This window comes from Trueperella bialowiezensis, assembly GCF_900637955.1.
GTDB classification, from domain to species: domain Bacteria; phylum Actinomycetota; class Actinomycetes; order Actinomycetales; family Actinomycetaceae; genus Trueperella; species Trueperella bialowiezensis.
This window is the reverse complement of record NZ_LR134476.1, coordinates 1,589,247-1,603,813: the sequence shown is the minus strand read 5'-3', so window position 1 is coordinate 1,603,813 and position 14,567 is coordinate 1,589,247. Positions and strand designations below refer to the sequence as shown.

The following is a 14,567-nucleotide window of genomic DNA, read 5'->3' as shown; positions in this document are numbered from 1 at the left end:
TCTCCTTGGAACCCGAAGCCTACTCGTCCGCCACCCGCAGCACGCGCGAAACCTTCGCCGTCTGCGTGTCATTAATACTTTCGATCGTAGCGGCAAGATCAGCTGCCCGGGCAGTGTGGGTCGTAATCGTGATTTCCGCTTCGCCGTTGCCAGCCACAGATTCTTGCTGCACCGACGATATCGACACGCCCGCATCAGCAAACAACCTAGCCAGTTGCGCAAGCGTGCCCACTTCGTCTTGGACGTCCATCCGTACAAAGTACTTCGACGTCGAATCCTCCGCAGCCACGAACTCAGACTTTCCAAGCACGATTTCTTGCGGGGCTCGCCCGCCCACCACGCGCTTAGACGCAGCCGCCACGACGTCGGACAGCACAGCCGACGCAGTGGGCGCACCGCCCGCACCGCGCCCGTAGAACATGAGCCGATCCGCCGCTTCCGCTTCAATAACGACGGCGTTAAACGAACCGCCAATCGACGCCAGCGGGTGTGCCTCCGGCACGAGCGTCGGGCCAACCCGCACGTCAATCTTGCCCGCATCATCCTGCGTGGCCTCAGCGATCAGCTTGATGACGTAACCGCCAGCAGTTGCCGCCGCAATATCACTCGATGTGATTTCACGAATACCCTCCACCTGGACGTCGTCGATATGGACGCGCTTGTGGAACGCGAGCGAGGCAAGGATCGCGATCTTCGCCGCCGCATCATGCCCGTCCACATCGGCAGTCGGATCCGCTTCCGCGAAACCGAGCTCTTGGGCGGTGGCCAGCACCTCATCGAAGGGCAGCCCCTTCGTGGTCATCTCGTCAAGAATGTAGTTCGTGGTGCCGTTCAAAATACCCTGAATCGCCTTGACCGTATCGCCCGCGAGCGACTCGCGCACCGCATACACCACAGGCACGGCACCCGCGACCGCAGCCTCATAGTAGACGTCAACATTCTTCTCTTTCGCCAGATCATAAATCTCCGGGCCGTGCTCAGCCAGCAATGCCTTATTGCCCGTGACCACGGAAGCGCCCGAATTGATCGCATACAAAATGAGTTCGCGCGGAAGATCAACGCCGCCGATCAGTTCGATGACAATATCAGCCTGATCGATGATCGCCTTCGAATCCGTGGTGAGCAGCTCGCGATCAATCCACGGATCGCGCTCGGCCTCAAGATTCGACACCGAAATCCCCACCAGTTCCAACGGGGCACCCGCACGCGCGGCAAGCAACTCATTTTCTTCCTTGAGCAGGCGAGCCACCTGGCTGCCTACCGTCCCTGCACCTAGTAGCGCAATCTTGATTGTCATTGTTTCTCTTCCGTTTGCTTCTAGCGTTTAGCCGACGTCGAGCGCCAGCAGGTCATCGATCGTCTCGCGTCGAACAATTTCGCGAGCCTGTCCATCCACGACGGCGACCACACCGGGACGGCACATCATGTTGTAGTTCGAACCCATCGAACGCCCGTAGGCGCCGGTGACGGGCACCGCGAGCAAATCGCCCGCCTCCACACTATCGGGCAACCCCACGTTATGCACCACAATATCGCCCGATTCGCAGTGCTTTCCCACGACGCGCGAGCGCACCAGCTCGCCGTCGGCATTCCGGGACGCGAGCGCGGCCGTGTAGTTCGCTCCATACAGCGCCGGACGCAGGTTATCCGACATTCCGCCATCCACCGACACGTAGCGGCGCGGCCCCGAATCCGTCTGCACGTCCTTAATCGTGCCCACTTCGTAGAGCGTCAACATCGCCGGCGCCACGATCGACCTGCCCGGCTCAATCGACACCAGCGGTGCCGGCAGGCCGGTCTTCGACACGTGGTCGCGAACCGCCTGCGCAAGCACACCGGCAAATTCTTCGGGAGCCGGAGGAACGGCGTCGTCGTCCGTATAGCGCACACCGTAGCCGCCACCCAGATCCACCTCGCGGATCTGGGTGCCCTGCTCAGCAGCCCACGTGCGCAAATCGAGCACCACTTTCGCGGCCTCGCCAAAACCCGCCGTCGCCAAAATCTGCGAGCCGATATGCGAATGCAAACCCAGCAGGTCAAGGTGCTCGTTAGCCGCGATCTCGCGTATCGCCTGCTGCGCCGCCCCCGAGTTCACTGACAGGCCAAACTTTTGATCCTCATGGGCCGTCTGAATGAAATCATGCCCACCAGCATGAACCCCGGTGGTCACCCGCACATAAACGGGCGCGCGCATTTTCCGTTGTGCCGCAAGGCGCGCAACTTGATCAATCTCCGGCAGCGAATCGATGACGATATGGGCGATGCCCTTCTCCAGCGCGAGCGCGATCTCTTCATCCGACTTATTGTTGCCATGCAACCCAATCCGACTACCGGGCACGCCCGCCGCGAGCACGGTCTGCAACTCGCCATACGAAGCCGTGTCGATGTGCAGGCCCTCGGCGGTCATCCAGCGCGCCACCGCCTTGGACAGGAAGGCCTTGCCGGCGTAATACACCTCGGCTCCCGCCAGATCGGCGAAGGCCTCGTCCATGGCTCTCTTCCACGCGCGAGCACGGGAGCGCATGTCGTCCTCATCCAACACGTAGGTTGGCGTGCCAAACTCGCGCGCAATATCTTCCACTGACACTCCAGCCACGGTAAGCACGCCATCTGAATCTCTACGCGTGTTCACCGACCACAGGCCATGACGCTCGCCATTTGGCTCGGGCGTTGCCATCATCTCGCTCATTACATCCGCTCCGGAGCACTCACACCCAGCAGCCCCAGCCCGTTACGCAGCACCTGCCCGGTGGCGTCGTTCAGCCACAACCGCGTTTGATGAACAACGTCCACCGGGTCATCCCCACGCGGAGTCACCCGGGAGACGCCGTACCACGAGTGGTACTTACCCGCGAGTTCTTCAAGATAGCGGGCCACCCGGTGCGGCTCACGCAAACTAGCCGCCTGAACCACGATGTCTGGATACTGTGCAAGAGCCGCGATCAGATCGCCGTCGGCCTGACTATCAAGCAAGGCCGGATCGAACTCGTCGCGAGTAACCCCGTGCTGAGCCGCATTCCGGTCCACCGCACACGTACGCGCATGCGCATACTGCACGTAATACACGGGGTTCTCATTCGTATGCGACGTAATGACATCCAAGTCCAAATCAATCGGCGTATCGAGCGCCTGGCGCACGAGCGAATACCGCGCGGCATCCACTCCTGCCGCATCCACAAGATCACCAAGCACCACAATCGTGCCGGCCCGCTTCGACATCCGCACCGGCTCGCCATCCTTGACAAGATTGACCAGCTGACCAATGAGCAGCTCGAGGTTTTCGCCGACGCCGGCCGTGTCACCAAACGCACGAGCCATCGCGTACATTCTGCCCACGTACCCGTGATGGTCGGCGCCCAGCATAATGATCACGTGGTCCGCGCCGCGGTTGCGCTTGTTGAGATAGTAGGCAATATCGCCCGCGAAATAGGCCGCATCCCCGTCGGATTTAATAATCACGCGATCCTTATCATCACCAAAATCGGTGGTGCGCACCCACGTTGCGCCGTCGGCCTCAAAAATCACGCCGCGCTCACGCAGCTCGTCAATCGCCTCGGCCACCGCACCCGATTCGTGAAGCGAATCCTCGTGGAAATACACATCAAACTCAACCCGGAAATCGGCGAGCTCCTGCTTGATCGAGTCAAACATCAACGTGACACCACGCTCCCGGAACACCTCCAGCGCCTCGGCGTCCGGCAACGACGCCGGGTCAGGTCTACCAGCCTGCTTTTCGCCGTTGATCACCTCGGCCGCAATGTCAGCGATGTACTGGCCGCCGTAACCATCCTCCGGCGCTTCCTCACCGCGAGCCCGCGCCAACAGCGACGCCGAAAAGCGGTTAATCTGCGCGCCGTGATCATTGAAATAGTACTCGCGCACCACCTGCGCGCCCGCAGCCTCAAGTATCCGGGCGAGCGAATCACCCACCGCCGCCCAGCGCGCCCCGCCCACATGAATCGGGCCTGTTGGGTTAGCCGACACGAACTCGAGGTTCACCGTGCCGCCGCGCAACGACGTCGTCGTACCGTAATCAGACCCCGCCTCCACAATCGTGCGAGCGAGTTCCCCGGCAGCCGCCTTATTCAGCGTAATATTCATAAAACCCGGGCCGGCAATATCCACGGCCGTAATCTCATCCGCCCGCTCAATACGCTTAGCCAGAACCTCCGCGAGCGCACGCGGATTCGTACCCGCCTTCTTCGCATACTGCATCGCCACGTTCGTCGCCCAATCACCATGCTCGCGACTTCGCGGACGCTCCACCTTCACCTCACCAACCTCGGCCGGATCAAGAGTGACCTCACCAGCCACAATGGCCTCATTCAAACAGGTGCGGATAAAAGCAGAGAGTTCTTCTGGAGTCATGGCACAAAGTCTAGCCGCCAAGGTGGCCGAGCAAAACTTTGGTCTCTCATATCGGGCTCGAAAGGATGCGGCACGGAACCGATTCTAGGCAGGCTCAGTTGCCTCGTCGTTCGCCGCCGCAAAATCCGGCACCAAAATCTGCACGTTGCCCGTACCAAATTCTGCAACCAGATAGGAGCTCATCACCCACGGCCGCTGCGCCGCCAACTGCCACACGGGTTTACCCTCACGATCAATCAGGTAGATCATCCCCACCTTGTCATCTACCAGTGCATGCTTGCCATCTGCCGTCACAGCCACAATCTCCGGCGCTGGAGTTTCCTTGTGCCCAGTGTCCGAGGTTGGCATCGGGCGAGCATCCGGCGCTGACAGGTCATCCGGTGCGCGCGGAGTTTCGACGTCGCCAGCAGGCTCAGCCCGGAACTCCTCCAAATCAACCTCAAAATTCGCAGGATTACCCTGCGCATCAAAAATAGGACCCGCCTTCGGATTAAGATAAATATTCAGCGGAAACAATGCGCCAGCCCGAGCTGTCGGCACATAACTGCCACCTTCAAAACTCTCATCCAACTGGGAGACACTCCCGTCGAGGGACACGAACGTGAACGGGGCGTCGTCGTCGGGCTTAAACATGAAACCGTCGCTCGTGTACGTCACCGGACGCTCTGGCGGAATCGACTTGTCCACCACAATCTTCCCCGTCACAGCGTTGACTACATGCACCTGCGCGCCCTTGTCACGCATCCCAAAAATATGGCCCGTCATCAAGTTCTTCGACCACGACCACCCCGGCGCCGCCAACTGCCACATCAGCTCGCCGTCCTTATTGAGCCCATACAACGAGCCATCCACATTGAGCACGAGGACACCGCCCACCGCACCCATGGGCATCGGCGCACTCTCCGAACTCGGATCCAACACCGGAATGTCCATCAGCGACTCGCCCGTAGCAAAATCGAGGAGCTCTCCAGACTTAGGAAGCTCCTCCGACTTGTCGGCGGTCCGGTTAACACCAACGACCACGCCCTCAGTCAGCCTCTGCGGAACCAAACTATCCTTAGCACACAGCCGATCGGGAAGCACCCACGCAACAGTCCGCGTGGGCACATACCACCCCCGCACCTCACGCGACACAGGATTCGACGTCACCACAAAATCCCCCTGCAACGCACACAACTCCTCACCATGCGGAATTGGGAACGCCTCAGGAGCTTTAACCTCATACTCATTGAACGCCCATGCGTCAGGACTCGAATTATCAGCAATCCCCGACGTCTTAATCTCCGGCGCCACCACCGGATACGGAGTATCCTCCGTTGAACTGTGTTCCCCCGACGGACTCGTGGGCGAACTACCACCCGGGCCCACATCCCCCGTGCACGAACTACACGCAAGGCCAACCGCTGTCACAACAGCTGCAAACATCAACATCAACCTGCGAGACATTCATGATCCTTATCAACGACGGCTAGCGTGGCGGCACTTCCGCAAAGAATGTTAACAGCACAACGCAGATAGATAAATAGGCTTTCGCGTAGGTCTGAACCGGCAGGTGAGGCTCATGGCCCTGCAAGGCGCGAGGTGGATTGTTCACATTTTCTAGGTTGATTCGCGGGCTGAACAGAAACGGTGTTAGACTGGCAAATCGCTGAGCCCCGATAGCTCAGGGGATAGAGCGTCTGCCTCCGGAGCAGAAGGTCGTAGGTTCGAATCCTATTCGGGGTACCAATCAAAACTGGCCGCTTTGCGCCGGAAACCCAGTCACAACCCGGCTCAGCCCGCCTCTACTCACGCGTTTCTGCTTATATAGCAATTTTGCCGGACTCAAGGGCCTCAACCCCCGCCATTTCTGCTTATTTAGCAATAACGCCTGCACCAAGCCGTAACTATTTGCAGGACTGGCCCCAGCCCCTCTTAACCGGAAACTATCACACGATAAAGCGCCGGTACGCGCGCTACCGCTCGGCGATCACGGCACGGGCCAGCGACGGCTCGTCGGTGATCAGCCCATCCACGCCAAGCGCCAAGAGCTTACGCATGTCAGCTTCTTCGTTCACGGTCCACACGTGAACCGCCAAGCCCAGCGAATGCGCTAACGCCACAAAGCGCTCGTTCACCACTTCAATCTCTTTAAAAAACTCCGGCACTTGCACGGCTTCAACCCCCTGCGCGGGCCCGGGTAGCTTATGAACAACTAGCCGGCGAAGCGCACGCGGCGCTTTGGAAGCCACCACGATCCGCGCGATCGCCATTGTTCCCATCGACGAGCGCACCCCCGGCAACATTCGCCGCAAACGCCGCAGCCGCCGTTCACTAAAACTCGCCAGTGACACCCGGTCAACAGCGTTATGCCGGGAAATGACCTGAGCCATCGGAGCTGCTACCTCGCCGGTTTTCGCGTCCACATTGAGCACGAAGTCGGGGAACTCTTCAAGCAGTTCATCGAGCAACACGATTCGATTACCGGAATGATCCTGCACATGCTGCAGGTCATCCCACGTCCAGTCAGAAATTAGGCCGCTGGCATCGGTCACCCGATCGAGAAACGGATCATGAAACACCACCACGCGCCCGTCGGCAGTCAGCTGACAATCCGTTTCAATATGATAAAAGCCCAGTTCGTGCATAGCCCGAAAGGCCTCAATCGAATTCTCCGGCGCCTCGTTACTTCCGCCCCGGTGTGCTAAAACAACGGGTTCACCACCAACGGACCACAGCCGGTTAATTAACACAGGTCTGAGACGTCGATCGCGCCAAGCTCGTTAAGCTTGTCCATCGGATCGATAATGTTGTCGATCGAGCCATCCTCCAGTACGAGTTCGTGACCGGTGTGGATCTCAAAATGTAGATGCGGCCCGGTGGAACGGCCATTCGACCCGACAGCACCAATATGCTGACCGGCTTTCACGACGTCGCCGGTCTTGACGAACACGCCGTCATCGTACATGTGAACGTACCAGGACATGTACTTTTCGCCGTTGATCTCGTGCTCGATCACGATCACATTGTTTGAACGCCCGTCGATTCCTTCGCCGGCGTGAACCACGGTGCCGTCGGCCATCGCGTAAATCGGCGTGCCCGTAGGTGCAGCCATGTCCACGCCAAGATGGATCGACGGGGTGTAGCTAAACGGGTCAAGCCGCCAGCCGAAAGGCGAGGTGATTCGATACGTGTTCGCAGCCATCGGCATGACCACGTATTCTTCACCCTCCACAAACGCGGAGACCAGTGAATTCGGCGCGCGGCGCACATCGCATTGGACGACGTTCGTTCCAGCAAATCCGCGCTTGAAACCGTTGTACCGTGCGGCGTCGGCAGCACTATTGGTTTTCTTTAGCGACTCCGGAACGGCCGGTTGCACGTTCGGTTGGGTGCCGTCGTCGACGACGCCGTGTGCGGCAAGCGCGTCATGCGGCCCGGAAAAACTGAGCGCAGACACGGCAGATCCGACCGTGACCATCGCGGCCAGCCCGGCACCGATGAGCACGCCCCGGCGGTTAGCCAACCCGTTGCGCGGGCGCGTGAGTAAAAACTTAGGCGTGCGCGGCTTAACCTTCTTCATTGGGCCGCGCGCATAACCAGCGGTATCGAACGTGGCGGTTGCGACGACGTCGTCCCGCTCCTGGTCTACGCGTTCCACGTGCGTAGCGGCTTCTTTTTCAGCGGCCTCGCGGGCCAGCCTGAGTTCTTTGCGGGATGGAAGCGTCTTGCTCTCATCGTGGTTCAAGCCCGCTTCTCCCTTCATACAAAAATCTGATGCGTGCGATTGGCACACAGACAAGAATAACGGTTTGATAACAATCGCGCTACCCGGTTTGACTCCAGCACGACCACTAGACGTGTGAAAATCATCATGGAAAGCGCGCTAAAGCGGCGTTACAGACTAGTCGGCACCCCGCCTATTTCTGCATGGCGTCGCGGACCTCGCCCACGAGCTCTTCCAGGATGTCTTCGAGGAAGAGAACTCCAGCGATGTTGCCGTTCACGGAGACTGCAGCAAGGTGGGTGCCGTCTTTTTGCATGGAACGCAGCGCGGATTCGACTTCGTCTGCGGCATCGACTTTAGACATCTGCCTAATCTTCCACGGCGAGATCGGTTCCTCACGCCGATCCGGTGCGACGTCGATGATGTCTTTCAAGTGGATGTAGCCCATAAGTTCACCATGCGAAAGCACGGGATACCGGGAAAAGCCCGTGCGCGCGATTTCGAGTTCAACCTGCGCGGGTGTCACCGCGGGGCTCACGGTTACAAGGTCGTCGGTGGGCACCATGAGGTCGCCGGCACTGTGTTCGGAAAATTCGAGCGCGGACGAAATCAGTCCGACATCCGCGTCCAGCACGCCAGCCTTCTTTGACGCGTCCACGATGGACGCCACCTCGTCAACGGTAAAGGCCGAACCCACTTCGTCTTTCGGTTCGAAACCGAACAGGGAAATGATGTGGTTGGCGAACCAGTTGAGCGAGTGCACGATCGGTAGCAACACTTTCGAAATCGCAACCAGCGGCGGAACGAGCACGTACGAGACCTTTTCTGGGGTGGTGACGGCAAGATTCTTCGGCACCATTTCCCCGAGCACCACGTGCAAATAGACCACAAGAACCAGCGCGATAATGATCGCAACCGGATGCACCATCGCTTCGGGCACGCCCACGGCGGCGAGCGGGCCGGCGATCCACCCGGCAATAGCCGGCTCTGAGATCGCACCCAGAGCAATCGAGGCGACCGTGATCCCCAGCTGGCAGGTGGCCAGCATGAGCGTCACGTTCTCCAGCGCATAGAGCACAATTTTCGCTGACTTTTTCCCCGCTTCAGCAAGAGGCTCAACCCGCGAGCGCCGCGCGCCCATGACGGCGAACTCTGCGCCCACAAAAAACGCGTTAATTGCCAGCAGGCCGACGGTAATCAGAAGTGCCACGCCGATGCTCATGATTCATCAACCCCGGAAATTCGTATCTGTTCGATTCGGCGCCCGTCCATCGCTTCAACGACGGCGTGTACACCATTTTCTGTGCAGGCGTCACCAACGTGGGGCATCCGGCCGAGGCGCGCCATCATCCATCCGCCGATTGTTTCCCACGGCCCGTCGTCGGGAACGTCGAGCCCTAATTCTCGCGAGACTTCATCGGGGCGCATCGCCCCTGGGATCATCCACTCCCCGCCGGTAACGATGCGGGTGCGTGCGCGGCGGCGGTCGTGTTCGTCGGCTACTTCGCCCACGATTTCTTCCACCGCGTCTTCGAGGGTGACCAGGCCGGAGGTGCCGCCGTATTCGTCGACCACGATTGCCATCTGTAGGCCTTCGGCACGCAGTTGCACGAGCAACGGTGCGAGCTCGATGGTTTCTGGCACTTGGGTGGCTTCCACGAGTAGCGACGACGACGTGACACGCACGTCCTCACGCGATTCGTATGGGACTGCGATTGCGCGGCGTACGTGCACGAAACCACGGATGTCATCAAGGTTTTCGCCAATCACGGGGAAACGGGAGTGTCCAGTTTCGCGGGCGAGTGCGACGACGTCGGCAGCCGAAGCGTCTTCGGGAAGGACCTCGACGCGGGTGCGGTCCGTCATGACGTCAACTGCGGTCAGCGCGCCGATGTCGATCGAGCGTACGAGCAGGCGCGCAGTCGACACGTCGAGCGTTCCTTCTTGCGCCGAACGGCGCACGAGGGCGGTCAGTTCGGTGGCAGAGCGTGCACCGGAGAGTTCTTCGGCCGGTTCGATGCCGAACCTGCGCAAGATCCAGTTGGCGGTTTCGTTAAGCCCCACAATGAGAGGCTTGAAAACAGCGGTGAAAACCCGCAGTGGTAGGGAGACGAAAGCGGCTGTGTTCAGCGGCTCGGCGAGCGCCATGTTCTTCGGAATAAGTTCGCCGAACAGCATCGAGAACAGGTTGGTGATGATGAACGCGAGCGCGGCCGCGGTACCGACCGACGCGGCTGCGGCCATTCCCTGATTGGTGAACAGACGCTCAAAGATGTCTTGGAGTGGCTTTTGCGCCACGTATCCGAGCAGGATCGTCGTGAGAGTAATGCCCACCTGGCACGAGGACAGCTGCAACGAAAGATTGTGCAGAGCTTTGTTGACAGATTGGGCTTTCGTGTCTCCCGCCTGCGCCCTGTCGTCGATCGTTGCTGGATCGAGAGCAACGAGCGAGAATTCCGCGGCCACGAAGAGTGCGTTTCCAGCGATGAGAAGTAGGCCGACGCCGAGAAGTATGAGATCAGTCCCCAAGGCGTCCCCTATGTTGTCGTCCTTCCATGCGCTCATCGTAACGCACAGCGCACGCGAGGCAAGAAGAAGTCTTGACGTATCGATGAAATTCTCTTGACGGTAAGACATCGCGTGGAGAATTTTTGCCCTATTTGAGAGGTAATTCGGGTGCGCGAATCCCATTTCGAGGCGAAGATCACTAGGCTTGAATGAAAGATCGTTCCTTTAGCAGGTGAGGCAAGACAGTGTCGTCAACGAACTCCAATGATTTTGGTCCCAACCAAGGCTTCGTAGAAGATCTCTACGCAGCATTTCTCAACAACCATGAAGGTGTCGGCCCGCAGTGGTCCGAACTGTTCTCCAGGTGGCAGGCCGAAGGGCGCAAGCCACACGCAAGCGCAAGCCAGGCAACCGGCCCGGCAAGCGAAGCACAGCGCAAAGTGTATGCACAGGCGGATCGAGCATCAACGAAATCGACGAACGTCACGCGCTCGGATCTTCCTCCCCAGCCGCGTTCGGCTGCGGAGCCCGCACTCACCCCGTACGCCAAAACCTATAATCTTGCCCCCTCCACCGCCCCGGACGACATGGATCCCAAGGCCAAAACGACCACCGTTCTCAAGGGCGGCGATCGCGGACTAGCCAAGAATATGGATAATTCGCTGTCGATCCCCACGGCGACCTCACTACGCGCCATCCCCGCACGGGTCATGTTCGACAACCGTACGGTCATCAACAACTACTTAGCATCTACCCGCGGCGGAAAGGTTTCCTTCACGCACCTCATCGCATACGCGATGGTCGAATCGCTAGCTGAAATGCCGGACATGAACGTCTCCTACACGCTCGATAACGGCAAGCCGGCCCTCGTCGAACCCGCACACGTCAACCTCGGCATCGCGATCGACGTCGTGAAACCGGACGGTTCGCGCACGCTCGTCGTGCCCTCAATCAAAGCAGCTGAAACGCTCACCTTCTCCGAATTCGTCTCCGCATACGAAGAGCTCGTGGCCCGCGGGCGCAACAACAAGCTCACAATGGACGACTACGCGGGAACCACCGCAACCCTCACAAACCCGGGCGGGCTCGGCACCACACAATCCATCCCGCGCCTGATGAACGGGCAGGGTCTGATCGTCGGCGTCGGCTCGATGACATACCCGCCAGCTTTCCAAGGGACAGCCGACGAACAGCTGGCCAGGCTCGGCGTGTCCAAGGTGGTCAACATCGGATCCACGTACGACCACCGCGTCATCCAAGGAGCAACCTCCGGGCGCTTCCTGCGCCTCATGGAAACCAAACTGCTCGGCCTCGACGACTTCTACAACCGCGTCTACCTCTCACTACGCGTGCCATACGCTCCCGTCGTGTGGGAAAAGGACGTGGAATACGACGCCGAACGGGAAATGGGCAAGCCCGCGCGCATCGCCGAGCTCATCCACGCCTACCGCTCCCGCGGCCACCTGATTGCGGACATTGACCCGCTCTCCTTCCACCTGCGCCGCCACCCCGATCTCGACATCGCCTCCTACGGGCTTACCCTGTGGGATCTAGACCGGTCCTTCCCCACCGGCGGATTCGCCGGCACGAGCAACCTGACACTGCGCGACATCCTTTCGCGGCTACGCCAGTCGTACTGCCGCACGGTGGGCATCGAATACATGCATATCCAAGATCCAGTCCAGCGCGCCTGGTTCCAAGAGCGCCTCGAATGCGCGCCAGTGCCGGCCACCACCGCGCAGCGGCTCAAGATCCTCAAGAAGCTCAACGAAGCCGAGGCCTTCGAGACGTTCCTGCAGACCAAGTACGTCGGCCAAAAGCGATTCTCGCTCGAGGGCGGCGAATCGCTCATTCCGGCACTTGACGCGATCCTCGACGGGGCTGCCGACGACGGCGTCCACGAAGTCGCCATCGGCATGGCACACCGCGGCCGCCTCAACGTGCTCACGAACATTGCGGGCAAGAGCTACGCGCAGGTGTTTTCAGAGTTCGACGGCGTCGTCTCGCCAAAGCGCCGCGGCTCAGGTGACGTCAAATACCACCTTGGCACCGAAGGCACCTACACCTCTGATAGCGGGGACACGGTGGGCGTCTACTTGGCGGCCAACCCCTCGCATCTCGAAGCGGTCAACGGCGTGCTTGAAGGCGTGGTTCGCGCCAAGCAAGACGCCCTCGACCTCGACGACGACGGTTCAGCAGTCATGCCCATCCTCATCCACGGCGACGCCGCATTCTCCGGGCAAGGCGTGGTCACCGAGGTGCTCAACCTCAGCCAGCTACCGGCCTACCGCACGGGCGGCACGGTCCACATCATCGTCAACAACCAGATCGGGTTTACCACGGCCCCGTCAAACTCGCGCTCCTCGCGCTACCCCACCGACATCACGAAGGGCCTGCAACTTCCCATTTTCCACGTCAACGGTGATGATCCGGAGGCCGTGGTCAAAATGGCACGCATGGCCTACGAGTACCGGATGGAGTTCAAGAAGGACGTCATCCTTGACATCGTGTGCTACCGCAAGCGCGGCCACAACGAAGGCGACGATCCGTCGATGACCCAGCCAATCATGTACTCCCTGGTTGGTGAGAAGCGTTCGACCCGCCAGCTCTACCAAGAGGCCCTACTCGGCCGCGGTGACATCACGGAAGCTGAGGCTGCCGCCGTTGAACAAGACTTCAAGGACACGCTCGACCGGGCGTTCACATCCGTGCGCGAGCTGGAAAAGAGCGAGGAAAAGGACGCCAAAGATGCCTCGCTCGCCCTCGGTGTTCCACAGTCTCAGCAGGAGGACGCCGGCACGATGGTTGGGTGGACGACGGCGGTACCTCCCGCGGTCATCCAACGCATCGGCCAGGCACACACGACCCCGCCCGAAGGCTTCACCCCGCACCCGAAGGTCACCCAGCTGTTCGAGCGTCGCAACAAGATGGCGAACGAAGGCGATATCGACTGGGGCTTTGGCGAACTGCTCGCCTTCGGCTCGCTTTTGATTGAGGGCGTGCCCGTGCGCATGTCCGGTCAAGACTCCCGGCGCGGCACGTTTACTCAACGCCACGCCGTCGCCCACGACTACACCACGGGTGAAGAGTGGACCCCGCTGATGGGACTCACCGAAGATCAGGCTCGGCTGAAGATCTTCGACTCCGCCCTGTCCGAATATGCGGTGTTGGCCTTCGAATACGGCTACTCGGTACAACGCCCGGACGCGCTTGTTATCTGGGAGGCTCAGTTCGGTGACTTCGCCAACGGCGCGCAAACCGTAACCGACGAATTCATTACGTCTGCCGAGCAGAAGTGGAACCAGAGCTCATCGCTTGTGGTTCTTCTTCCGCACGGCTACGAAGGCCAAGGCCCCGATCACTCCTCGGCGCGCATCGAGCGTTACCTGCAGATGAGCGCTGAAGACAACATGATCGTCGTCCAGCCCTCCACGCCGGCGAACTACTTCCACATGCTGCGCCAGCAGGCCTACAACCGTCCGCGCAAACCCATGATCGTGTTCTCTCCCAAGCAGCTACTGCGCCGCAAGGCCGCCAAGTCGCAGCTGGCAGATTTCACCAGCGGCACAGTGCAAAAGGTGATTGGTGAACACGCGAATCTCGGCCAGGTGGATCGTGTGCTGCTGTGTTCGGGCAGGATCTACTACGACCTCGTCGCAACCCGCAGCGCGAACGACGACGACCGCACGGCCATCATCCGGATCGAGCAGCTCTACCCTAACCCGGTTGCCGAACTCCGCGCCGAACTCGACAAGTACCCGGACGCCGAGGTCATCTGGGTACAGGACGAGCCGGCCAACCAGGGCCCATGGGCGCACTTCGCGCTTGGCATGTTCACGGAGCTCGACCGCAAGGTCAGGCTGGTCTCCCGCCCGGCGGCAGCCTCAACCGCCGCGGGCATGACCTCCGCGCACACACGCGAGGCCGAACAGCTCATGAAGGAGGCCTTCGAACGCTAGCGTGCTCCCAACTTCCGCGTTTCTGC

General features: G+C 60.1%; 9 protein-coding genes and 1 tRNA gene. 2 read left to right on the top strand and 8 right to left on the bottom strand.

Going from position 1 to position 14,567, the window contains the following annotated elements:
* Positions 1 to 19 precede the first annotated feature (19 nt).
* From EL234_RS07240 to EL234_RS07225, 4 genes are all read right to left on the bottom strand, one after another.
* Positions 20 to 1,297, bottom strand: a complete 1,278-nt coding sequence (locus tag EL234_RS07240) for a homoserine dehydrogenase (protein WP_126416823.1) — start codon at positions 1,295 to 1,297, stop codon at positions 20 to 22.
* A 27-nt stretch (positions 1,298 to 1,324) separates the two neighbouring features.
* A complete protein-coding gene (lysA, locus tag EL234_RS07235; protein WP_126416822.1) occupies positions 1,325 to 2,689 on the bottom strand; it encodes a diaminopimelate decarboxylase in 1,365 nt (454 codons plus the stop codon).
* Positions 2,689 to 4,368: an arginine--tRNA ligase gene (argS, locus tag EL234_RS07230; protein WP_126416821.1), complete on the bottom strand. Its 1,680-nt coding sequence runs from the start codon at positions 4,366 to 4,368 to the stop codon at positions 2,689 to 2,691. The genes lysA and argS overlap by 1 nt, the downstream gene beginning before the upstream one ends.
* An 84-nt stretch (positions 4,369 to 4,452) precedes the next feature.
* Positions 4,453 to 5,814, bottom strand: a complete 1,362-nt coding sequence (locus tag EL234_RS07225; RefSeq protein ID WP_126416820.1) for a PQQ-like beta-propeller repeat protein — start codon at positions 5,812 to 5,814, stop codon at positions 4,453 to 4,455.
* Positions 5,815 to 6,020: 206 nt separating this feature from the next.
* On the opposite strand from EL234_RS07225, the gene EL234_RS07220 reads away from it, so the two are divergent.
* Positions 6,021 to 6,096, top strand: a tRNA-Arg gene (locus tag EL234_RS07220).
* Between the two features lie 227 nt (positions 6,097 to 6,323).
* Here EL234_RS07220 and EL234_RS07215 read toward each other — a convergent pair.
* The 4 genes from EL234_RS07215 to EL234_RS07200 all read right to left on the bottom strand — a co-directional run bounded on the left by EL234_RS07215 (position 6,324) and on the right by EL234_RS07200 (position 10,639).
* The gene (locus EL234_RS07215) at positions 6,324 to 7,100 is read right to left on the bottom strand and encodes a glycerophosphodiester phosphodiesterase (RefSeq protein WP_277870824.1); all 777 of its coding nucleotides are present in this window, start codon (positions 7,098 to 7,100) and stop codon (positions 6,324 to 6,326) included.
* Positions 7,094 to 8,113 carry a M23 family metallopeptidase gene (locus EL234_RS07210; protein WP_126416819.1) on the bottom strand — a complete coding sequence of 340 codons (1,020 nt, stop codon included), beginning with the start codon at positions 8,111 to 8,113 and terminating at the stop codon, positions 7,094 to 7,096. The genes EL234_RS07215 and EL234_RS07210 overlap by 7 nt, the downstream gene beginning before the upstream one ends.
* Before the next feature lie 154 nt (positions 8,114 to 8,267).
* Positions 8,268 to 9,296: a hemolysin family protein gene (locus EL234_RS07205; protein WP_126416818.1), complete on the bottom strand. Its 1,029-nt coding sequence runs from the start codon at positions 9,294 to 9,296 to the stop codon at positions 8,268 to 8,270.
* Complete coding sequence (locus EL234_RS07200) at positions 9,293 to 10,639, bottom strand: hemolysin family protein (protein ID WP_126417294.1); 1,347 nt, start codon at positions 10,637 to 10,639, stop codon at positions 9,293 to 9,295. The genes EL234_RS07205 and EL234_RS07200 overlap by 4 nt, the downstream gene beginning before the upstream one ends.
* 188 nt (positions 10,640 to 10,827) lie before the next feature.
* Here EL234_RS07200 and EL234_RS07195 point away from each other — a divergent pair, with 188 nt between their 5' ends.
* Positions 10,828 to 14,541 (top strand): multifunctional oxoglutarate decarboxylase/oxoglutarate dehydrogenase thiamine pyrophosphate-binding subunit/dihydrolipoyllysine-residue succinyltransferase subunit, encoded by a 3,714-nt coding sequence (locus tag EL234_RS07195; RefSeq protein ID WP_126416817.1) that lies wholly within the window; start codon positions 10,828 to 10,830, stop codon positions 14,539 to 14,541.
* Positions 14,542 to 14,567: the final 26 nt, after the last annotated feature.

Excerpts from the sequence above, each read along its gene's own strand:
- argS (WP_126416821.1), bottom strand. The coding sequence starts at position 4,368 with ATGACTCCAGAAGAACTCTCTGCTTTTATCCGCACCTGTTTGAATGAG.
- EL234_RS07210 (WP_126416819.1), bottom strand. The coding sequence starts at position 8,113 with ATGAAGGGAGAAGCGGGCTTGAACCACGATGAGAGCAAGACGCTTCCA.
- EL234_RS07200 (WP_126417294.1), bottom strand. The coding sequence starts at position 10,639 with ATGAGCGCATGGAAGGACGACAACATAGGGGACGCCTTGGGGACTGAT.
- EL234_RS07205 (WP_126416818.1), bottom strand. The coding sequence starts at position 9,296 with ATGAGCATCGGCGTGGCACTTCTGATTACCGTCGGCCTGCTGGCAATT.
- lysA (WP_126416822.1), bottom strand. The coding sequence starts at position 2,689 with ATGAGCGAGATGATGGCAACGCCCGAGCCAAATGGCGAGCGTCATGGC.
- EL234_RS07240 (WP_126416823.1), bottom strand. The coding sequence starts at position 1,297 with ATGACAATCAAGATTGCGCTACTAGGTGCAGGGACGGTAGGCAGCCAG.
- EL234_RS07225 (WP_126416820.1), bottom strand. The coding sequence starts at position 5,814 with ATGTCTCGCAGGTTGATGTTGATGTTTGCAGCTGTTGTGACAGCGGTT.